This is a genomic window from Ruegeria sp. BC5 (assembly GCF_056539205.1).
Genome location: NZ_JBQFUN010000003.1, coordinates 17,495 through 38,409, shown reverse-complemented (window position 1 = coordinate 38,409; position 20,915 = coordinate 17,495). Strand labels below are relative to the sequence as shown.

21 protein-coding genes are annotated in these 20,915 nt (G+C 60.6%); 9 read left to right on the top strand and 12 right to left on the bottom strand.

What is annotated here, in order from left to right:
* Nucleotides 1-8: 8 nt before the first annotated feature.
* The 5 genes from ACR0LY_RS09840 to rbfA all read right to left on the bottom strand — a co-directional run bounded on the left by ACR0LY_RS09840 (nucleotide 9) and on the right by rbfA (nucleotide 3,752).
* Nucleotides 9-1,037, bottom strand: coding sequence for a calcium-binding protein (locus ACR0LY_RS09840; protein ID WP_170349801.1), 1,029 nt, complete (start codon nucleotides 1,035-1,037; stop codon nucleotides 9-11).
* Nucleotides 1,038-1,131: 94 nt separating this feature from the next.
* The gene (locus tag ACR0LY_RS09835) at nucleotides 1,132-1,635 is read right to left on the bottom strand and encodes a DUF1643 domain-containing protein (RefSeq protein ID WP_170349802.1); all 504 of its coding nucleotides are present in this window, start codon (nucleotides 1,633-1,635) and stop codon (nucleotides 1,132-1,134) included.
* A gap of 21 nt (nucleotides 1,636-1,656) precedes the next feature.
* The gene (gene truB, locus ACR0LY_RS09830) at nucleotides 1,657-2,562 is read right to left on the bottom strand and encodes a tRNA pseudouridine(55) synthase TruB (RefSeq protein WP_170349803.1); all 906 of its coding nucleotides are present in this window, start codon (nucleotides 2,560-2,562) and stop codon (nucleotides 1,657-1,659) included.
* Between the two features lie 54 nt (nucleotides 2,563-2,616).
* A complete protein-coding gene (locus ACR0LY_RS09825) occupies nucleotides 2,617-3,360 on the bottom strand; it encodes a phosphodiester glycosidase family protein (RefSeq protein ID WP_170349804.1) in 744 nt (247 codons plus the stop codon).
* Nucleotides 3,357-3,752, bottom strand: a complete 396-nt coding sequence (gene rbfA, locus ACR0LY_RS09820) for a 30S ribosome-binding factor RbfA (RefSeq protein WP_170349805.1) — start codon at nucleotides 3,750-3,752, stop codon at nucleotides 3,357-3,359. Before rbfA ends, ACR0LY_RS09825 begins: the two co-directional genes overlap by 4 nt.
* Before the next feature lie 89 nt (nucleotides 3,753-3,841).
* Between rbfA and dapB the strand changes: the two genes are divergently transcribed.
* Nucleotides 3,842-4,651, top strand: a complete 810-nt coding sequence (gene dapB, locus ACR0LY_RS09815; protein WP_170349806.1) for a 4-hydroxy-tetrahydrodipicolinate reductase — start codon at nucleotides 3,842-3,844, stop codon at nucleotides 4,649-4,651.
* 6 nt (nucleotides 4,652-4,657) lie between these two features.
* Here dapB and ACR0LY_RS09810 read toward each other — a convergent pair whose 3' ends face one another.
* The 4 genes from ACR0LY_RS09810 to tmpA all read right to left on the bottom strand — a co-directional run bounded on the left by ACR0LY_RS09810 (nucleotide 4,658) and on the right by tmpA (nucleotide 8,001).
* Complete coding sequence (locus ACR0LY_RS09810) at nucleotides 4,658-5,515, bottom strand: hypothetical protein (protein ID WP_170349807.1); 858 nt, start codon at nucleotides 5,513-5,515, stop codon at nucleotides 4,658-4,660.
* A 97-nt stretch (nucleotides 5,516-5,612) separates the two neighbouring features.
* On the bottom strand, nucleotides 5,613-6,281 hold the full coding sequence (locus ACR0LY_RS09805) for an ureidoglycolate lyase (protein WP_170349808.1): 669 nt from the start codon (nucleotides 6,279-6,281) through the stop codon (nucleotides 5,613-5,615).
* Complete coding sequence (tmpB, locus tag ACR0LY_RS09800; RefSeq protein ID WP_170349809.1) at nucleotides 6,278-6,868, bottom strand: (R)-1-hydroxy-2-trimethylaminoethylphosphonate oxygenase; 591 nt, start codon at nucleotides 6,866-6,868, stop codon at nucleotides 6,278-6,280. The genes ACR0LY_RS09805 and tmpB overlap by 4 nt, the downstream gene beginning before the upstream one ends.
* On the bottom strand, nucleotides 6,865-8,001 hold the full coding sequence (gene tmpA, locus ACR0LY_RS09795) for a 2-trimethylaminoethylphosphonate dioxygenase (protein ID WP_170349810.1): 1,137 nt from the start codon (nucleotides 7,999-8,001) through the stop codon (nucleotides 6,865-6,867). The genes tmpB and tmpA overlap by 4 nt, the downstream gene beginning before the upstream one ends.
* Before the next feature lie 98 nt (nucleotides 8,002-8,099).
* Between tmpA and ACR0LY_RS09790 the strand changes: the two genes are divergently transcribed.
* A complete protein-coding gene (locus tag ACR0LY_RS09790) occupies nucleotides 8,100-8,954 on the top strand; it encodes a LysR family transcriptional regulator (protein ID WP_170349811.1) in 855 nt (284 codons plus the stop codon).
* Nucleotides 8,955-8,958: 4 nt separating this feature from the next.
* Here ACR0LY_RS09790 and ACR0LY_RS09785 read toward each other — a convergent pair whose 3' ends face one another.
* On the bottom strand, nucleotides 8,959-9,153 hold the full coding sequence (locus ACR0LY_RS09785) for a DUF1674 domain-containing protein (protein WP_170349812.1): 195 nt from the start codon (nucleotides 9,151-9,153) through the stop codon (nucleotides 8,959-8,961).
* 89 nt (nucleotides 9,154-9,242) lie between these two features.
* On the opposite strand from ACR0LY_RS09785, the gene ACR0LY_RS09780 reads away from it, so the two are divergent.
* The 7 genes from ACR0LY_RS09780 to ACR0LY_RS09750 all read left to right on the top strand — a co-directional run bounded on the left by ACR0LY_RS09780 (nucleotide 9,243) and on the right by ACR0LY_RS09750 (nucleotide 17,710).
* Nucleotides 9,243-10,499 carry an RsmB/NOP family class I SAM-dependent RNA methyltransferase gene (locus tag ACR0LY_RS09780; RefSeq protein WP_170349813.1) on the top strand — a complete coding sequence of 419 codons (1,257 nt, stop codon included), beginning with the start codon at nucleotides 9,243-9,245 and terminating at the stop codon, nucleotides 10,497-10,499.
* Nucleotides 10,500-10,589: 90 nt separating this feature from the next.
* Nucleotides 10,590-12,329, top strand: coding sequence for a heparinase II/III family protein (locus tag ACR0LY_RS09775; protein ID WP_170349814.1), 1,740 nt, complete (start codon nucleotides 10,590-10,592; stop codon nucleotides 12,327-12,329).
* A gap of 22 nt (nucleotides 12,330-12,351) precedes the next feature.
* Complete coding sequence (purH, locus tag ACR0LY_RS09770; RefSeq protein ID WP_170349815.1) at nucleotides 12,352-13,941, top strand: bifunctional phosphoribosylaminoimidazolecarboxamide formyltransferase/IMP cyclohydrolase; 1,590 nt, start codon at nucleotides 12,352-12,354, stop codon at nucleotides 13,939-13,941.
* Nucleotides 13,941-14,411, top strand: a complete 471-nt coding sequence (gene lspA / locus ACR0LY_RS09765; protein ID WP_170349816.1) for a signal peptidase II — start codon at nucleotides 13,941-13,943, stop codon at nucleotides 14,409-14,411. Before purH ends, lspA begins: the two co-directional genes overlap by 1 nt.
* Nucleotides 14,412-14,461: 50 nt before the next feature.
* Nucleotides 14,462-14,980, top strand: coding sequence for a DUF3035 domain-containing protein (locus ACR0LY_RS09760; RefSeq protein WP_170349817.1), 519 nt, complete (start codon nucleotides 14,462-14,464; stop codon nucleotides 14,978-14,980).
* Nucleotides 14,981-15,062: 82 nt separating this feature from the next.
* Nucleotides 15,063-16,403 carry a M16 family metallopeptidase gene (locus ACR0LY_RS09755; protein ID WP_170349818.1) on the top strand — a complete coding sequence of 447 codons (1,341 nt, stop codon included), beginning with the start codon at nucleotides 15,063-15,065 and terminating at the stop codon, nucleotides 16,401-16,403.
* Nucleotides 16,400-17,710, top strand: a complete 1,311-nt coding sequence (locus ACR0LY_RS09750) for a M16 family metallopeptidase (RefSeq protein ID WP_170349819.1) — start codon at nucleotides 16,400-16,402, stop codon at nucleotides 17,708-17,710. Before ACR0LY_RS09755 ends, ACR0LY_RS09750 begins: the two co-directional genes overlap by 4 nt.
* 21 nt (nucleotides 17,711-17,731) lie before the next feature.
* On the opposite strand, the gene ACR0LY_RS09745 is transcribed toward ACR0LY_RS09750, so the two are convergent.
* Both ACR0LY_RS09745 and ACR0LY_RS09740 read right to left on the bottom strand, forming a co-directional pair.
* Nucleotides 17,732-18,547 carry an SDR family oxidoreductase gene (locus tag ACR0LY_RS09745; RefSeq protein ID WP_170349820.1) on the bottom strand — a complete coding sequence of 272 codons (816 nt, stop codon included), beginning with the start codon at nucleotides 18,545-18,547 and terminating at the stop codon, nucleotides 17,732-17,734.
* Between the two features lie 24 nt (nucleotides 18,548-18,571).
* Nucleotides 18,572-20,905, bottom strand: a complete 2,334-nt coding sequence (locus ACR0LY_RS09740; protein ID WP_170349821.1) for an aldehyde dehydrogenase family protein — start codon at nucleotides 20,903-20,905, stop codon at nucleotides 18,572-18,574.
* Nucleotides 20,906-20,915 lie beyond the last annotated feature (10 nt).

Sequence of the window (20,915 nt, the reverse complement as noted above, 5' to 3'; positions counted from 1 at the left end):
CTTCGGGCTCAGCCCAATGCGACCAGCTGTGCCAGATCGATCTCAGAGATCAGCTGAATGTCGTCGGCCGTCAACCCTTCGGCCCCCAGCAGCTGCGCCACATCCTGCCCGTCGATCAGCACATGTGTCAGATTCTCGTTTTCAGCGTCAGTTTCGATCTGAATGTCGGGGTCTTCCTGACCATCCCATGATACAAACAGCTTGTCTTGGCCGGGTTGGAAATCCATCACGGTCACCGCTTCATCCTCGGCTTCGGGGGTCAGGATAATCTCATCCGCACCGTCGCCGCCGGTGACGATGTCGCCGCTATCGGCCAGAATCGTATCCTCGCCATCGCCGCCGTTCAGGAAATCGACAGCGTCTACTTCTTCTTCGCCGTTCAATATGTCGTCGCCGTCGCCGCCAAAAAGAACATCCTCACCCGTGCCGCCGTCCAGTATGTCGTCGCCGTACCCGCCGTGCAGCGCGTCATCGCCATCACCACCGTCCAACGTGTCATCGTCCTGCCCGCCATAGAGCGTATCTTCACCCTCGCCCCCCTCCAGCTGATCTGCGCCGGAATGACCATAAAGCATGTCATCGTCATCACCCCCGGTCAGCAGGTCATCCCCATCCTCGCCATGCAGAATATCGTCGCCCGCGCCACCTGATACGAAATCCGCCCCTTCACCGGCGAACAGCACGTCATTGCCTGCACCGCCGTCGATGGTGTCATCCCCACTATATCCATTGACTTGGTCGTCCCCGTCCTGGCCGGTCAGCACATCCGCCTCTTCGGTTCCGGCAATGACCAGATCGCCTTCGAATTCGGACAGGATGGTTCCGGTCGATGGTTCCTGTTCTTCCGCGGTGTCTTGGGACGTGGTCGGGTCTTCGTCGGTTTCGTCGATCTCAAGGTACTTGCCGTCAGAGACCTCGTCAGGCTGATCGTCAATGCTGTCTTCATCTTCGGGCGTGTCTTCGGGGACAAACGCGTCGCTCATGGCAAAGGCTGCGCCACCGACAGCGGCCAGACTTAGGAATCCGATCAGAAACATGGGAACCCTCCGTGAACGTACTGCCCCGAGGGTAAATGTCTCATGCGGTCAAGCACTTGGTCAAAGCCAAGCTGATCTCGTGGTTAACCTTTTGTCACCACGGTTCGGGTTGTTGAGTATAGGCGATATAGAGCGGGTGTTTCGGGTGTCCGCCCTTGGTCAGCCCCAGGTGAAACAGTGGTTGGCCGGTGCCGCGCAGCAAGGTTTCCACCGCCGGGCCGCGATCCAGATGCGCACCATGGGTGCCCCAGGCGGCAATGACCTGATCGGCCCATTCGACGCCGTCCAGAATCGCCGCGTTATTCGCAGGCCCCACTGGATCGGTGGCGGCGCGCATCTTGCGCGGATCTGTGTCGCGCCACGCAAAGATGTTGGTGACCTGAAACGCCCCGAACCCCAACGCCCGCGCCCGCCGTTCACAGCGTTCGACGGTGGGGTCGTTCTGCACCTCGGTCGCGGTTGAGGGGTTCAGCATCACGAACAGCGCCTTGCATCCCTCCGGGTCCCAGATGCGGGTCAGGCTATAGCGATACTTCTCGCAATCGGAATAAATGGCGGTCGAGGGCGCATCGCCCTTGGTATGCGTTCGGGTGATCATGCCATTCGCCTAACACGCCGTTTAATCGACGAACACCCGGTTGGGATGCAATTCGCCGGATTTGTAGATACCTACAGCAACGGCCTTGCCGTCCAGCGAGGCCCAGGCCTCGTCGCCGTATTCCACGTCCGAGGCCAGCACCATGCCCGGGTTGCCGTTGCGCAGGCGAGTGGCCCCTTCAGGGGTACATTTCAGTTCGGGCAGATCCGACAGACCGGTTTCCAGCGGATGCAGATACTCGTCCAACGCGGTTGTCTTGGCCATTTCGTCGATCTGTTCGATGCTCAAACCGTCCTCGGCCTCAAACGGGCCGGACCAGATGCGGCGGAGGACCTTGACGTGACCGTGGCATCCCAGTGCCGCCCCCAGATCGCGGGCGATCGAGCGGACATAACCGCCTTTGCCACAGGTCATTTCCAGTACGACGTGATCTTCATCGGGGCGGTCGACGAGGATCAGTTCCTCAACCCATAGGGGGCGAGCGGTCAGTTCCACGTCCTCGCCATCGCGGGCCAGCTTGTAAGCGCGCTGGCCGTCAATTTTCACCGCCGAGAACTTGGGCGGAACCTGCATGATCTCACCCAAAAAAGGGGCCAATGCCTGTTTGATATCCTCATCCGAGGGGCGCGCATCGCTTTGTGCAATCACTTCGCCCTCGGCATCGTCGGTATTGGTGGCCTGACCCAGACGCACGGTGAATGTGTAGGCTTTTAGCGCGTCGGTGATGTAGGGAACGGTCTTGGTCGCCTCCCCCAATGCCACGGCCAGAACACCGGTCGCTTCGGGGTCCAGCGTGCCTGCATGGCCCGCTTTTTTTGCGTCCATCGCCCAGCGTACCTTGTTGACCACCGCGGTCGAGGTCATGCCCGCGGGTTTGTCCACCACCAGCCAGCCGGAAATGTCTCGACCCTTGCGTTTACGTCCCATCTTGCACCTTGCCCTTTGCTGAGGCGCGCGACCTAACGGATCACCCGGGTCCTGTCAATTTCCCGGTGTGTCTTCGACCACACCCACGATTGGCCCCAGCGAAAAGCCAACATCCGAGCGGTTGCTGGCCCGGTCGTACATGCGTGAGATATTGCCATCGAAGAACAGCGCATTCGGCGTTTCCAGCACGTTGCGGAAAAGGCTGCCGAATTCATGAAAAGTGACGTAGTCATCCGAGATTGCGAACACCGCCCGCGTGCCATCGGCGCTGGTGCCCACCCCGTTGCGCACATAGAGCGAGGTCGAGTCAGGCAGAAAGCGCGGATGCAGCTCTCCGTCGATCACCAGCATCGGGCCGGATTGGGTGGCAAACCGGCAGTCGGGGGCCTGTTCGACGAAATCCAGCGTCTCGAACACATCGGCGCGACCGTCGCGGATGCAGAACACGCCGTTGGGCAGCAGGCCGAAATTGCCGGGGCCGGGATTCGGGATCACGCGCATGACCTCTTCGCCCTCTTCGACATAGTGGCCGACGGGCGAGCGGTCGTCGTGATACATACCGGCGTTCATCCCAAAGGCCAGACGCTTTCCACTGGGTTCAAGCGCCTCGTTCACCGATGAGAAATGCCCCAGCAGGTCGTCATTTTCGTCGTTCAGAAACAGGCGCAGGTCTTCATTGGCGGCGTCCACCTCGCAAACGGTGTACCGCTTATTCTCGTGGGTCAGCTTTTCGCAGGTGACCGCGCCGGCCTGCGCGGCCCAGAAAACCGCGCCCAACGTGACCAGTGTGCGGATCACTCGTCCAGATCGCGGCGCACCGCGTCCTGATTGAACATGCGGCGGGTGTCGTCCAGACGATCGAAAGTATCATCCAGACGGAACCGCAGATCGGGCGAAAACTTAAGGTTGAGCTTTTTGCCGATCACGCGCCGCAACTCGCCCTTGTTGCGAGCGAGCAGTTCGATCACATCTTCCTGCCCTTTGCCTCCAAGGGGCAGCACATAGGCGGTGGCGATCTTCAGATCGGGCGAGGTGCGCACCTCACCTACAGTGATCGACATGCGGTTCAGGTCGGGGTCGTGGACATCTCCGCGCGCCAGAACCTCGGACAGGGTGCGTCGGATCAGTTCGCCGACGCGCAGCTGTCGTTGGGAGGGGCCGGGGCCATCGTGGAATTTGTTCTTTGCCATATCCCCGATCTAAGCGCAAAGCTGGGCTTTGCCAAGCGGGCGCGAACCGGGTAGGAGGCTTTGAGCCGACTTTAGAAAGGACCAGCGCAATGACCCATATTCCGGGGATCGTAATCACAGGGGCTTCGGGCCGTATGGGGCAGATGCTGATCAAGACCGTCACCGACAGCGATCAGGCGCGTTTGGTCGGTGTGGTCGAGCGTACAGGCCATGATTGGATCGGTCAGGACGTGGGCACGGCCATGGGCGGTCAAGCGCTGGGCGTCACCGTGACCGATGACCCGCTTGAGGCATTTGCGCAGGCGCAGGCGGTGATCGATTTCACAGCACCCGAAGCGACGCTGGAATTTGCCGCGCTGGCCGCGCAGGCGCGCTGCGTGCACGTGATTGGCACCACCGGCATGTCGGATGAGCAGATCGCAGCGCTGGAGCCAGCTTCGCGCCATGCCGTTATCGTGCGGGCTGGGAACATGAGCCTTGGGGTCAATTTGCTGGTGCAACTGACCAAGAAAGTTGCCGCCGCGCTGGATGAGGATTTCGACATCGAAGTGATTGAAGGGCACCATCACCACAAGGTCGATGCGCCCTCGGGCACTGCGCTGATGCTGGGTGAGGCCGCCTCCGAAGGGCGCGGTGTCAATCTGGCCGACGTGTCCGACCGGGGCCGCGACGGGATCACTGGGGCCCGTAAACGCGGAGACATCGGATTCCACGCCATTCGCGGTGGCGACATCGTCGGCGAGCATGACGTGCTGTTCGCCGCCCCCGGAGAACGCATCGTTCTGCGCCATCTGGCCACCGACCGCGCCATCTTTGCTCGCGGTGCCCTAAAGGCAGCGCTATGGGGGCAGGGCAAGGCCCCCGGCCAGTATGACATGGTGGATGTGCTGGGGCTGTAACCCCGATTAGCGGAATGCGGCCAGACCGGGCGGTTCTGCACCATCCTGTTCTGCCGTTGCAAAGAGCAGCCCCAATCGTTGATCCCATGTCGGGTACTGGCCGGTCCGGGCATAGGTCAGGCGCTCGGCCCCGATGGAAATGCCAAGGGGCGCGGCCTCACCTCCGATCACGATCTCGCCGATCTCGGTCCAGTTGGCGGACGGAGGATAGGCCGTGGGGGCGAGTTCATCCGTATCACCGACGCGGTAATAGACGCCCATCGTCACGATATAGGCATCGCCAAACGGATCAGGAAAGAAAAAGCCCGAGGCATCGCGGGCGGCCAGGGCCTCAACCTCATCGCGCAGCAGCACTTTTTCGGTAAAGGGTAGGGCCATCTCGTCCAGCACCGTGCGCATATCCTCGGACTGCGGCACGCTGACAAAGGCAATGCGGGTGGGGTCAAGATCGAAGGCTTCGGTCAAAATGCGCATCATCAGACGCGTCGTGGCTTGACCGTCTGTGTCTGCGGGATGGCAGCCAACCTCATGAAATAGTGGCAACACGTCCGCACGAGATTTCTCACTGACATCGGCAACCCGAGCCAACGGTTGAATGACAAAAGCGTTCGAGGGCAGCGCGGATTGGTCAAAATCGTGCCGCAGCCCCTCGTTATAGTCATCGCGCCCGGAAGCAATGGACAGTGGTGCTGCTTCGTTGAACCCAAGCCCCGAGAATGTTTTTCTCAGATGATCGAGCGTCGTGCTGAATTCCTGTTCGAACGCCGCATTTTGGTCTTCCGCTGCTGTTGCCACGCGCGGCAAAAAGGTTCCGACCGTTGCTGCGGTTCCCAGCTGGACAACTTTGCGCCTGTTCCATCCCATCGGATACCTCCCGTGCCTGTTGGACGTGGCATCAGAGTATCACAGATGTTTCGGCTAAGGGTTAAGGGTTTCTGAAGACGGGCTTCCTGAGGTGCAATTACAGATCCTTCACCTTATCTTCACGCAGCGGGCAGGCCAGATAAACGCCGAATTCTTTGCCGATATCGGCGCTGACACGAGCGTGGACCCGGCCCTGGCGGTCGAGGAACCGTTGATTGTCTTCGACGGGGAAAATCCCCTCGTGCCAGATACCGGGGTGGATATAGAGGCCTCGCGAGCCGTCACACCAGAAAGCGACCACCTTTTCGGGGGTCAAATTGTCCCCGGGCAGCGCAGCGGGAACGATGAAGGGCTTGTTGTCCAACGGCCAGAACATCTGTCCGCCGTCTGGGTGATAGTTCATATGCCACAGCAGCACCTGATCACGCGGCGCGGTTTGCTGGTCGGTCTGTGCCTGTTGCGGGTCGGCGGACCAGCCCAGAACATAGTGGCCTTTAACCGCCTCGTTCTCACCATACAGCACGTCGCCCTGCCAGTCGCATTTGAACGTGCCCTCAACCCAGCCACCTTCATCGCCGGTGCCTTCGTCGATGGGGCGCCAGCCCTGTTGGGGCCAGCGAGAGATTTCGATCTCGAAGCCGTCCGGGTCATCGACCAGACAGCCATAGCCCTTGACCGACGCGTCTGTGGCCCGGATCAGGGGCACCTCATGCCAGGGCAGGGACGGCTTTGAACTGGCCTCAAAGATATATTCGGGGGCGTTCATGCCGCCCCCAGATGTTTGTCGACCATGCGTTGCACCATCGGCGCGAAATGGGTGAAATCCGGCGTCTTCATATCCGCACGCTTGCCTGCCTCGTCCAGATAGCGGACCTGAATGATTTCTTTCAGGTTCGGGTTGGCCTCGAATTCCGCGACTTCCTCGGCGCTCATCGGACCACCCTGCAGCTCCAAAGTGTGAACCGAAGCTGTGGATAGGCGGTTGAAATATTCAGGCTTGGTGGCACAGAGATACCGTTTGGCCGCCACATGATAGCGGCAGCAATCGGTGATGACTGACGGGAAGAACTGTTCCAGAACTTCGGCCCCCGCATCCTCGTGGTGGCGATCCTCGGTATCGTCGGGGTGATAGGTGCCGAACTCGGATGTGAAATGGCCGATATCGTGCAGCAGCGCGCCAACGATGATTTCCTCGGACTGGCCGTTCTGTTCGGCAATTGTGGCACCTTGCAGCATGTGTTCTGCCATCGTGACCGGTTCACCCAGATATTCCTCGCCACCACGACGGTCGAAGATATCCCCGATAAAGGCCACGATGTTGTCGCGGTTGAGGGTTGAGAAATCGGGTTTCATTCCGCTGCCTCCGGTTGCGCCATGTCCATCGCTGCGAGCGTCGACAGCAATCCATCCTTGTCGGCATAGCAGCCTTGTAGCCAACGCGATCCTGCGCCGGAATAGCCCAGCCGCGCGTGTAGGACGCGGGTGTTGTCGACGATGAAACTTTCACCCGGTTCCAGCTTGAACGACACGCCCATGGCCGGATCGTCGATGATCTCGCCAAGTTGGCGATAGGCAGCATAGTAGGCTTCCATCTGATCGAATGGCACGTCAACAAACGGGGCGGAAGACCGATTGTTGAAGCGGATGCCGACTAGCTCACCGTCCGGCGACAACTCGATCATTGGGCGGCGAGACCGCAGGCAGATGCCGTCCGAACCTTTGTATTCAAATCGCGCGGGATAGCCTGCCAGCAGGGCGAAGCCTTCGGGGTTCTGATCGCGCAGTTTTTCGGCGGCACGGAAACCATCGACTACAATGGAATCGCCACCTTCGGCGCTGTTTTCCAGACAATAGAGGATTTGCAGCGTCGGCACCGGGTCACGATAGGGGTTGTCGGTATGCGCCTGAAGACCAAGGCCAGTATAGGCTAGGTTGGTCGGGTTTACCTCGGTCCGAACCTCAAAATAGGGGCCATAGTTGGTTTCGCGGACGTAGCCGAAAAGATCGGCCACCTTCAGCAGTGATTCCGGCTCAGTCGGGCCGCCGGTCAGCTTGGCAAAACCGAACTTAGCCACTGCAGCCAGCCAGCCGCGCTTGGCGGCGGGATTGGCGTGGACTTCACCCCAATCAGCACTTGGCGCTTCGATGCCGCGTTCCCACGTGGTGATGCCATGTGCGACACGGCCTGTTTCTAAGGACCGGGCGCAATCATAGACGTGATCGGCCAGCCAATCGGCGGGGAAGGTCACGGTCTTGTCTTCGGGCTGGAAAGTGACCGTTAGATCGCCATTGCTGATCTCGGCGGAGCTGACTGAAATATCGACGGGAATGTCGCTGATGGTGATCAGACGCTGACCGTTTCCGGGCGCGCGTGTCTCCGGATCCAGCGCATTATCGCGCAGCCAGATCGCATGGAAACGGGCCTGAGTTCCGGTGTCAAATTCAACAGTCACAACCGAAGTATCGTGATTGGCAGTGCGCAGCATGGGGGTCTCCTGTTCAGCGCGGGCTTTGATTGAGCAGATACGCCTCTTGTGGCATTAACACAATTAATCCTTCTTTCGGCTGAGGCTTGGAAAATCTTATGGCAAAGAAAAAAATCGGATTGCCGCCGCTGGATTGGCTGCGCGTGTTCGAGGCCGCCGGTCGGTTGGGTGGTTTTTCCACCGCCGCCCGAGAGTTTGGGCTGACACAGGCAGCCGTCAGTCAGCGGATCGGTAACCTGGAGGCTTGGCTGGGCCGGTCCCTGTTCGTGCGCGAGGCACGAGGCGTGTCACTGACGGTTGAAGGCGAAAGCTATCTGCCGCTGGTGCAAGAGAGTTTGCAGGCGTTGGAGCGCAACACCGAAGATTTGTTCGGCAAATCCCCGCAAGAGCTGCGCGTCGCGGGCCTGTCTTCGAACATCCACGCTCTGGTTCTGCCTGGGCTTGCTCGGTTTCAGGAAACGCGACCCAATGTGCGGGTGATGACCGACTCGGTGGCGCGCCGGTCGTCCTTGGATGAGGAGCGGACCTGGTTGCAAATCCGCTATGGGCGTGGGGCCTGGCCCGGTCGGGATGCGGCCCTGATCGCCCGCGAGGTTCTGGTGCCGATGGCCGCGCCCGGTGTAAAATGGGGGGTGCCGCTGATTGAGCTGCGTGGCGAGCGCCCGGCGTGGCGGGACTGGGCGCGTAAGACGGGGCATGGCGAGATGCCGCCGTCACAGATCAGTTTCGATTCGATGGAACATGCCATTTCGGCGGCCCGGCAGGGGATTGGGGTGGTGCTGGGCTCGGTGCCTCTGGCCAGCGCGGATTTGCAGGCCGGTCGGCTGTGTCGGCTGGATCTGCCCGATTTGCAGACCAAAGACGGCTATTGGCTGACTTGGCCCGAAGAGCGGGTCAAATCGAAAAAGCAGCGTGCCCTGATTGCCGATTTTCTGCAGGCACTTCAGGGCTGATCAATCAGAAATCGACGGCGATGCCCTTTTTTTCCCAATCGCCATAGCGGGCCGGATCAGGGCCGTCGCGCCCGCCCAGTTCCTTGGGCATCTCTTTTGCTTCTGCCTCGGCCTTGCTGCGGCGTTCTTCCGCCTCGGCCAGGGCGCGCTGGGCGGCTGGGGGCAGGTCTTTGTGGTCGTCATTCGTGGTGTCGGGCATGACATCGGGTTCCTTTCCGGGCACGGGCTTGATATACGCCCCCGTCCGCCTTTGGCAATGCGGACGAGAGTCACATCAAAGGCGGTTTCATGTCCGACAACGCAACAGCGGCGCGACGCAGCGCGATCTATCTGTTGGATCAGATATTGGGTGAGGGGCGGCTGTTGTCCGAATGCCTGGCCGCAGGCGCGTTGGATCGACTGGCCCCCGAGGATCGCGCGCGGGCGCAGCGTTTGACCTTGCAAACCCTGCGCGGTTTGGAACGAGCTGACCGTCTTCTGGACAATCACCTTAACAGGACGCCTGCTCTGACCGTCAATAACGCGCTGCGCCTGGGCGCGGTTGAGCTGTGCCAGGGTGAGGCCGCGCATGGTGTCGTGAACTCGATGGTCGAAATTGTGGGGCGGTCGCGCAAACATGGCCGGCTCAAGGGGTTGGTCAACGCTGTGCTGCGCAAGGTTGCCGCCGAAGGGCCGGAAGCCTGGCCCAAGATGCGGGTGCCGCGCCTGCCGGACTGGCTGCGCGAGCCGCTGATCATGGCCTGGGGCACTGATGCCGTTGCAGGCATGGAGCAGGCGCATTTCACTGGCGCACCGCTGGACCTCTCACTGAAACCGGGGGCCACGGGACCGGGTGAGGCACTACCGACCGGGTCGATGCGTATGCAGGATGCGGGGCAGGTCTCAAACCTGCCGGGGTTTGATCGGGGCGACTGGTGGGTGCAGGACGCGGCGGCGGCTTTGCCGGTGTGTGTATTGGCACCAAAGCCCGGGGAATCCGTGCTGGATCTGTGTGCTGCACCCGGCGGCAAGACGCTGCAAATGGCGGCAGCCGGGGCCAAGGTGACGGCTCTGGATATTTCGGAGCCCCGACTGGAGCGAGTACGCGAGAACCTCAAACGCACTGGCTTACAAGCGCAAGTCATCGCTGGTGACGCGTTGGAGCATCAGGGCCAGTATGACGCGATCCTGTTGGACGCACCCTGTTCGGCCACCGGAACCATTCGGCGCCACCCGGACCTGCCCTTTGCCAAGGACGGCTCGGACTTCGGCGGGTTGATTGAATTGCAGGCGCAGATGCTGGCCCATGCCTGGACCCTGCTGAAACCCGGCGGACGGTTGGTCTATTGCACCTGCTCCCTGTTGCCTGACGAAGGCGAGGTGCAGATCGAAGAGGCGCTGGAACAATATCCTGACATGAGCATCGACCGCACCGCGCTGGACGTGACCGGGGTGGATCAAAGCTGGATCACCGAAGAAGGTGGCCTGCGTCTGCGGCCCGATTATTGGGCGGATCGCGGTGGCATGGACGGGTTCTATATCGCCTGCCTGAACAAATCCGCCTGATGGCACGCTTTTCGATGACTTGACGATCACACCGGTCTATCGTTGGGTCTCAGGCGCCAGCAGAGCGTGAGAGGCAGAGTAACGAGCGTCATGTCAAACTCAGATACCATGACAAATCGGTGGACGCGGTTTCAGAACCGTCTGTATGCGCGGCTCAGTCAGCGGCGCAAGGCCGCTGCCGGCTTCGTCACCGAGCCTGAACCGCGCACCGTAGGTTCATTTGCCCGGGGGCGGCAGCTGGTCGCCGGAAATCTGCTGTTTGCCGGGTTTCTGGTCGAGGCACAGGATACCGGCTTGTGGGACGTGACCGCGCCCAGCACCGGCTTTGACAATGAGCGCCACGGTTTTGCCTGGCTGGATGATCTGGCCGCCGTCGGCGATATGCGGGCGCGGGAAAAGGCGCAGCGTTGGGTGTGGGGTTGGATCGACGCGCATGGCCGCGGGCAAGGGCCGGGTTGGGCACCCGAACTGACCGGGCGGCGGGTGATGCGCTGGATCAACCACGCCGTCTTCCTTCTGCGCGGAATGGATGACAAGCAGAGCGCTGTGTTCTTTCGCGCGCTGGCGCAGCAAACCTGGTTCCTGTCCAAACGCTGGAAAGCGGCCACGCCAGGCCTGCCCCGGTTCGAGGCTCTGGCCGGTCTGGTTCAGGCCGGACTGGCGCTGAAAGGGTTGGAGCAGATGGCTGACCCGGCCCTGCGCGCCCTGGCAAAGGAATGCGAACGGCAGATCGACGCGCAGGGCGGTATTTCCACCCGCAACCCTGAAGAGTTGCTTGAGGTGTTTACCCTGCTGTCCTGGACCTCGGCCGCGCTGAGCGATCAGGGGCGGGGCACCCCCGGCGCGCAGGCCGATGCGATCAAACGCATGGCGCCGACGCTGCGCAGCCTGCGCCATTCAGACGGCGCATTGGCCCGCTTTCATGGCGGCGGGCGCGGGATCGAAGGGCGGCTGGATCAGGCGTTGGCTCAAAGCGGGGTTCGCCCGCAACACGCAACTGGGTTGGCGATGGGGTTTGCACGGCTTTACGCGGCCCGGACCAGCGTGATCGTCGATGCTAACGTGCCGCCCAAGGGGGCTGCATCTTATAATGCCCATGCCTCGACACTGGCGTTTGAGCTAACTTCGGGGCGGCGGCCACTGATTGTGAACTGCGGATCAGGCGAAAGTTTCGGAACGGAATGGCGGCGAGCCGGGCGCGCAACACCTTCGCATTCGACCCTGTGCCTGGATGGCTATTCTAGCGCGCGTTTGGCACCAGCGGGGAATGGAGGTGAACGAGAGGCTTTGGTCGATGCACCGCAAGACGTGCCGATTGATTTCGAAGAGGCATTCGAAGGCACCCGCTTTATGGTCGGGCATGACGGCTATACCAAAGTGTTCGGTCTGACCCATGCGCGTACGTTCGAGCTGCGATTTGATGGGCGAGAACTGACGGGCGAGGATATTCTGCTGACAGCTACCGACAAGGCCAAGCGGCAGTTTGACCGGGCGCTGGACGCTTCGGGCCTGAACGGGATCGGGTTTGATATCCGGTTTCACCTGCATCCAGACGTGGATGCGGCCATTGATTTGGGCGGCGCGGCGGTGTCGATGGCGCTCAAAAGTGGCGAAATTTGGATTTTCCGCCATGATGGCGTGGGAAAATTATCCGTTGAACCAAGCGTTTACCTTGAAAAAGGCCGTTTAAAGCCACGCGCGACAAAACAGATCGTTCTATCCGGGCGCGCAATGGAGTATGCGACCCGCACCCGGTGGACGCTGAGCAAGGCACAGGATACAGCCTATGCCGTGCGCGATCTGCACCGGGACGAGCCCGAGTTTGACTGACGCCAAAAGGACCTTTGGACCCATGACCGATCTTCACCCCGTGCGCCGCGCGTTGCTTTCCGTTTCCGACAAGACCGGGCTGATCGAGCTGGGTAAGGCGCTGGCCGAGCGCGGGGTCGAGCTCCTGTCGACCGGCGGTACAGCCAAGGCGCTGCGTGATGCAGGGCTTGAGGTGAAGGATGTCAGCGAGATCACCGGTTTCCCCGAAATGATGGATGGTCGGGTCAAGACTCTGCACCCGATGGTGCATGGCGGCCTGCTGGCGCTGCGCGACAACGACGGCCACGTGGCTGCGATGAATGAACATGGTATTGGCGCGATCGACTTGCTGGTTGTGAACCTCTATCCGTTCGAGGCGACGGTGGCCAAAGGCGCAGGTTATGACGAGTGCATCGAGAACATCGATATTGGCGGCCCTGCGATGATCCGTGCGGCCTCCAAGAACCATGCCTTTGTGAACGTAGTTGTGGATGTCGAGGATTACTCTTCGCTCCTGGATCAGTTGGAAGAGAATTACGGCAAGACATCCTACGGTTTCCGCCAGTGGCTGGCGCAAAAGGCTTACGCCCGGACCGCAGCGTACGACACCGCGGTTTCGAATTGGATGGCCGACGCACTGCAGCTTGATGCGCCCAAGCGCCGCGCCTTTGCCGGTGAACTGAAACAGACCCTGCGCTATGGTGAGAACAGTCATCAACAGGCGGCTTTCTACACTGATGGAACCAACCGTCCGGGTGTGGCGACCGCCGTTCAGCACCAGGGCAAGGAGCTGAGCTATAACAACATCAACGACACCGACGCAGCGTTTGAACTGGTGGCTGAGTTCGATCCTACAAAAGGTGCGGCATGTGCGATCATCAAACACGCCAACCCTTGCGGTGTTGCCACAGGCGCGACCTTGCTGGACGCGTATAAGTCGGCGTTCGATTGCGATCGTACTTCGGCCTTTGGTGGGATCGTGGCACTGAACCAACCGCTCGACGCGGAAACCGCACAGGAAATCACCGGGATTTTCACCGAAGTCGTGATTGCCCCCGGTGCATCGGATGAGGCCAAAGCAATCTTCGCGGCCAAGAAGAACCTGCGCCTTCTAACCACCGAAGCCCTGCCGGACGTGACCGCAGGCGGCAAGACCGTGCGTCAGGTAGCGGGTGGCCTGTTGGTGCAGGACAAGGACAATGGTTTTGTCGGCATGGACGATCTGAAGGTCGTCACCAAAAAGGCGCCGACCGAAGAGCAGATGCGCGACCTGCTGTTTGCCTGGAAAGTGGCGAAACACGTTAAATCCAACGCAATCGTTTACGTGAAGGACGGTGCGACTGTTGGCGTTGGTGCAGGCCAGATGAGCCGCTTGGACTCTGCCATGATTGCCGCCAAGAAGGCCGAACGCATGGCCGACGCGCTCGGCTTGCCGCAGCCGCTCACCATCGGCTCGGCCGTTGCGTCTGATGCATTCTTCCCCTTCCCTGACGGGCTGATGGAAGCCGCTGAGGCTGGTGCGACCTGTGTCATCCAGCCGGGCGGTTCAATGCGTGATGACGAGGTGATCGCGGCCGCGGATGAGGCCGGATTGGCCATGGTCTTCACCGGCATGCGCCACTTCCGCCACTGATGCGTTCTCGTATTCTGCTCTGGGCCGCGCTGGCCGCGTTTGCGATCGACCAGATCAGTAAGTATCTGGTCGTTCACGTGATGCGTGTGGCCGAGGGCAATATCGACGTGCTGCCGCCGCTCTTGGTGTTCAAATACGGTGAGAATCGGGGCATCAATTTCGGCCTGTTCCAAGGCGACAGCGACACCGCCCGTTGGGTGCTGATCGGCATCTCGCTGGCTGTTGCGATTGGCGTGCTGATCTGGCTGATGCGGACAACCCCGTCCAAGCTGATGTTGTTTTGCGGCGGGTTGCTGATTGGTGGCGCGCTTGGGAATGTGGTGGATCGGGTGCTGTACGGCTATGTTCTGGATTTCCTGAACATGTCCTGTTGCGGCCTCAACAATCCGTTTGTTTTCAATCTGGCCGATGTGTTCATCTTTGCGGGTGCTTTCGGACTTGTGTTGTTCGATGGCAAAAAGCCCTCGTGACGCGCCGGGTGATATGCGATAAAAGCGCCTGAAACTGTCTGGAGACTCTGATGCGGTTGCCGCGTTCCATTTTTGCTGTGACATTGGCCTTTGCGGTTGCCGGGTGCTCGGATATCGGTTTGCGCCATCTTGAGGCACCGGGGGACGGACCGGATGAGTTTTCGGTCATGCCGGTCAAACCGCTGACCCAGCCCAAGGACTATAAGTTCCTGCCTGCGCCCACACCGGGCGGTTCCAACCTGACCGACCCAAACCCCAAGGCGGATGCCGTGGTGGCGCTGGGCGGTAGCGAAGCGGCGTTGAACCCGAATGCAGCAATTCCTGCATCTGATGGCGCGCTGGTGACGGCCTCAAGCCGCTATGGCGTGCCATCCAACACGCGTCAGGTCGTCGACACCGAAGACGCCGAGTTTCGCAGAAAGCAGGGCCGCTTGACCCGTCTGCGCCTGTTCAAGATAGACCGCTATTCGCAGGTTTACAGTCGCGAAGCACTTGATGCCAATCGGCAGAACGAAGCAGCGCGTCAGGCCGGGATTGAGACGCCTTCGGCCCCACCGGCTGATGAATAAATCTTAACTTTCCGTCATCACCCTTGAACCTGCGCACCACAACCGTAGTTTGAACACCATCAAACGAAACGGAGGACGCCCCATGGTTCGGGCCCTGGCATTATCTGCCGCCCTGTTCGCCGCCACCCCTTTGCTTGCCAAGGAAGGGCACGAGGCGGTTACCACTTTCACGCTGGATAACGGCATGGATGTCGTTGTGATCGAAGATCACCGCGCCCCGGTCGTGCAGCACATGGTCTGGTATCGCGCCGGATCTGCGGATGAGCCTGTTGGTTCGTCCGGCGTGGCGCATTTCCTGGAGCATCTGCTGTTCAAGGGCACCGATACGCTGGCGCCGGGCGAGTTCTCCGCTACCGTCGCCGCCAATGGTGGCAATGACAATGCTTTCACCTCCTATGACTACACTGCCTATTTTCAGCGCGTAGCTGCCGACCGGTTGGAGTTGATGATGCGGATGGAAGCGGACCGAATGCGCAATATCCGCCTGAGCGAAGAGGATATCGCAACCGAGCGTGACGTGATCCTTGAAGAACGCAACCAGCGTACCGAAAACAGCCCGCGGGCGCTTTTTGGCGAGCAGATGAGCGCGTCTCAGTACCTTAACCATCGTTACGGCGTGCCGATCATCGGCTGGAAGCACGAGATGGAGACGCTGGACATGGAGGATGCGCTGTCCTTCTATCAGACCCATTACGCGCCCAATAACGCCATTCTGGTGGTGACCGGCGATGTGGAGCCGGATGAGGTCAAAACTCTGGCCGAACAGTATTATGGCGTTATCCCCGCCAACCCGGACTTGCCTGAACGCGTACGTTCGCAGGAACCGCCACAATCGGCCGAACGTCGCCTGACCTTCAAGGACGCGCGTGTTTCGCAGCCTTATGTCCAGCGCAGCTATCTCGCGCCCGAACGGGATGCCGGTGCGCAGGAAAAAGCCGCCGCGCTGTTCCTGCTGGCCGAACTGCTGGGGGGCAGCACCACGTCCTACCTGAACGAAAAACTGCAATTCGAACAGCAAAAGGTCGTTTATACGGGTGCCTTCTATCGCGGCGTCTCGCTGGACGACACGACCTTTGATCTGCTGGTCGTCCCGGCCCAGGGCGTGTCGCTGCAAGAAGCCGAAGAAGCCATGGATCAAGCCGTCGCCGACTTCATCGCTGAAGGTGTGAACGAAGAAGACCTTGACCGGATCAAGATGCAGTTGCGCGCCGCCCAGACTTATGCGCGCGATAATGTGGACGGGATCGGCAACCGCTATGGCCGCGCCCTGACCAGCGGCTTGACGGTCGAGGATGTACAGGCGTGGCCCGATATCCTGCAGGCCGTGACCGGGGAAGAAATCATCGCCGCCGCCCGTGAGGTTCTACAGCCCGAGGCGTCGGTCACCGGATGGCTGATGCGCGACGATGAGGTGACGCAATGAAACGGATTTTTGCAACCCTGATCGCCGTTGTCATCGCGCTGCCCGCATGGGCCGAGATCGAGATCGAAGAGGTCACCTCACCCGGCGGAATCACCGCATGGCTAGTCGAGGATCACTCGATCCCCTTCACCGCGCTGGAACTACGTTTTCGCGGTGGTACCTCGCTGGATGAGCCCGGCAAACGCGGCGCCATCTATCTGATGAGCGGTCTGATCGAGGAAGGCGCAGGTGACATGGACGCCCGCACCTATGCGCGCGAGTTGGAATCACTAGCGGCCTCGTTCCGGTACAATGCGTCGGATGATTCCGTTTCGATTTCGGCGCAATTTCTGACTGAGAACCGGGGCGAAGTCATCGACCTGTTACGCACCACGATCCACGAGCCTCGGTTCGATGAAGACGCGGTTGAGCGGGTGAAGGCGCAGATTCTGTCCGGGCTGCGCTCGGACCAGACTGACCCCAATGACATTGCCGGGCGCAATTTTGCACAGATGGCATATGGCGATCACCCCTATGGGTCCGAGGGCAAAGGCACGATCGAAAGCGTCAGCGCATTGAGCCGTGATGATGTGGTCACCGCCTATGACAATGTGTTCGCCAAGGACCGCCTCTATGTCGGTGCGGTGGGCGATATCACCCCCGATGAGCTGGGTGCGCTACTGGACACGTTGCTGGCCGACCTGCCTGAGGCCGGAAAACCCATTCCGGGCCGTGCTGACGTGGACATCCCCGGTGGCGTCAGCGTGGTCGAGTTCGATACGCCGCAATCCGTGGCCCTGTTTGGCCACGCGGGGATCGACCGGGACGACCCGGATTTCTTTGCCGCTTTTGTTCTGAACCACATTTTGGGTGGCGGTGGTTTTGAGAGCCGCCTGATGCAGGAAGTGCGCGAAAAGCGTGGCCTGACCTATGGCGTCGCGACCTATCTGGTACCCAAGGATCTGGCTTCGGTCTATCTGGGCTCGGTGTCCTCGGCCAATGACCGCATCGCCGAAGCGGTCGAGGTGATCCGCGACCAGTGGGCGCGTGCCGCGACCGAAGGTGTGACTCAAAAAGAGCTGGACGACGCCAAGACCTATTTGACCGGAGCCTATCCGTTACGGTTTGATGGCAATGGCCCGATCGCGGGGATCATGGTCGGTATGCAGATGGAAAACCTGCCCATCGACTATATCGCCACCCGCAACGACAAGGTGAACGCGGTGACGTTGGACGAGGTGAACCGCGTGGCCAGTGAATTGCTGGACCCCCAGGGGCTGCATTTCACTGTTGTCGGCAAACCCGAAGGTTTGGAAACCACAAACTGATCAAAGGGGGCTGAGCAACGCTCAGCCCTTTTTCCCCGCTGCGCTGCGCAGCATCTGCCCCATCATCTGCCCGAACTTGCCGGACCCGCGCTGATACAGCGCGCCATCAACGGACAGAACTGTGCCACTGATATAGCTGGCCATGTACGAGCTGAGGAACAGGCAGGCATTGGCTACGTCCTGTGTATTTCCCCAACGCCCCAGCGGCACATCGCGGCGCAGTTCCTCGTGGGCGTTTTCCGTTGGTGCCAGACGCCGTGCGCCTTCAGTTCCTTCAATAAATCCTGGCACTACCGAGTTCACGCGGATGCCTTCGACCCCCCATTCCATCGACAGGGTGCGAGTGATCTGATCGACCCCGGCTTTGGCCGCGCAAACATGGGCTTGCCCTTCGTAGGGCAGAAACGCCTGTGGGGCCGAGATATTGATTATGCTGGCGCCGGGGCGTTTGAGGTAAGGATAGGCCCCCTTCATCACATGAACGGTGCCCATCAGGTCGATATCCACCACGGTCTTGAACGCATTGACCGACATTTCGGAGGTCAGCGCCGGGAAATTCCCCGCCGCGCCAGAGACCAGAACGTCGAAATCACCCAAAGCGTCATGGAATTGTTTTAGCCCGTCCGCCACTGCCTGCGCATCGCGCACATCAAAGGCTGCGCCAACTACTTTGGCTGCGCCGGCCTCTTTTAGCGCGGCAAGCGTGTCATCGACCTTGTCCTGCGACCGGCTGGCAACGGCCAGTTTGGCCCCCGAGGCCGCAAACGCCTCGGCAATGCCGCGGTTGATGCCGCTGGTGCCGCCAATGACAATGACGGTCTGTCCTGAAAAATCCATGTAGGCCTCCCTAAAACGGGAGCCCTACTCGCCGTAGGGCACCCAGATGTTTTTCACTTCGGTTGCAGCCTGCAGGAAGCGGCGCGAATGGTCCACGCCCCAATCAAATGCCGTCGCGTTATTGACCCAGGTCCGTTTCAAATTTCCGGCCGAAACGACCTCGATCTCTTGTGAAAGATCAGTGGACGAGAACGACCAGACCGCATCGACGTTCAGGTGTGAGGCCAGCGGTTTCGCCAGTTCCACGTGGCTGCCGGTCAGGATGTTGACCACACCTGCGGGCACGTCGGACGTCTCAAGAATCTGGTAGAAGTCGGTTGCTGCCAGCGGATAGGGCTCGGACGCAACCAGAACTGTCCGGTTACCCATAGCGATCGCCGGGGCCATGGCCGAGACCAGACCCAGCAAAGGTGCCTCATCCGCGCACAGCGCGCCGATGACACCAACGGACTCTTTCATGGCAATGGCAACGCCCCGGATCGGAACGCCATGCACTTGACCGTCATATTTGTCCGCCCAGGCGGCAGCGGTGAACAGGCGCTGGATCGAGGCCTCGACCTCTTTCGCACCATCCTTCTTACCGGTCATGGCATCGAGACGAGCCGCGAATTCATCAGCACGGGCCGACAGGTTTTCACCAATATAATACAAGATCTGCGCCCGCAGATGGCCAGTGGTTTTAGACCAGCCCTTGGCGCCCGCCGCAGCTTCAACCGCGTTGCGGACGTCCTTGCGGTTGGCTAGGCCCACATGGCCCAAAAGGCCGGATTTACCCCAGACAGGTTTGGAATAGCCACTATCGGGTCTTGCCTGCTTGCCGCCGACATACATCTTGGCGGTGCGGTCGATGGGATCAACCGGAGCACCTTCGCCCAGGGTCGCCTCAACCTTGGCCAGCGGTTTGACCTTGCCCTTGGGCTTGGTATAGGCCGCCAGACCTTCCCAACCGCCTTCACGGCCAAAGCCGCTTTCGCGCACACCGCCGAATCCGGCGGCAGCATCGAACAGGTTGGTGGCATTGACCCAGACCACGCCCGCGACCAGTTTGGGCGCAATGTCCAGTGCAAGGTTCACATTCTCGGTCCAGACCGTCGCGGCCAGCCCGTAGCGGGTGTTGTTGGCCAGCTCGACCGCCTCTTCCGGAGTGCGGAAGGTGGACGATACCAGTACCGGGCCAAAGATTTCTTCCTGCATCAGCGGGTCCGAGGTTTCGAGCCCCGAGATCAGCGTCGGTGGGTAATAGCACCCATTGGCGGGCAGGTCGCAGGCCGCCTGATGAACGTGACCGGCGGTGTTGCTTTCGACCATGCTCTTGATGGTCTGCAACTGAACCGGGTCCACCACCGCGCCCACGTCGATACATTTGTCTAGCGGGTCGCCAATGCGCAGCTTGTCCATCCGCGCGCGCAGTTTCTCGTGGAAGCGGTCGGCGATGCCTTCCTGCACCAACAGGCGCGAGCCTGCGCAGCAGACTTGGCCTTGGTTGAACCAGATCGCGTCGACTAGACCTTCAATGGCTGAATCGATATCGGCGTCGTCAAAGACGACGTAAGCGGACTTGCCACCCAGCTCCAGAGTCAGTTCTTTGCCTGAGCCCGCAGTGGCTTCGCGGATGCGACGGCCCACAACGGTCGAGCCGGTAAAGGCGATCTTGTCCACGTCTGTGGAAACGATCATTTCGCCCACGGCACCGTCGCCGGTGACGATGTTGACCACGCCTTTCGGCAAACCGGCCTGGGAGCAGATATCAGCGAACAGCAGCGCGGTCAGCGAGGTGTATTCAGCCGGTTTCAGAACCACGGTGTTGCCCATCGCGATCGCAGGGGCGATTTTCCATGCCAACATCAGTAGCGGGAAGTTCCACGGAATGATCTGCCCGCACACACCCAACGCCTGCGCATCGGGCAGCTCGCTTTCCATCAGCTGCGCCATGCCCGCGTGGTAGTAGAAATGCCGCTGCGCCAACGGGATGTCGATGTCGCGCGATTCCCGGATCGGCTTGCCGTTGTCGAGGCTTTCCAGCACGGCAAACAGGCGCGCGTGTTTCTGCAACAGCCGCGCAATGGCATAGAGGTATCGCGCACGGCCCGCACCGCCCAGCTTTTCCCATTTCGGTTGCGCCTTACGGGCGGCGGCAACGGCTGCGTCCACATCGGCCTGTTTGGCTTGGGTCAGCTTGGCCAGCACCTCTCCGGTCGCGGGGTTGCGGCTTTCGAACCCTTTGCCGGGCTTGGTGAAGGCGCCGTCGATATAGTGACCGAACTTATCACCCTGATCGACCAGCCAGGCCAGTGCCTCGGCGGCGCTTTCGGGGGCAAGGCCGTAATCCATCGTCTCGAAAATCTCTTTGACTGTCATTGTTCTGTCC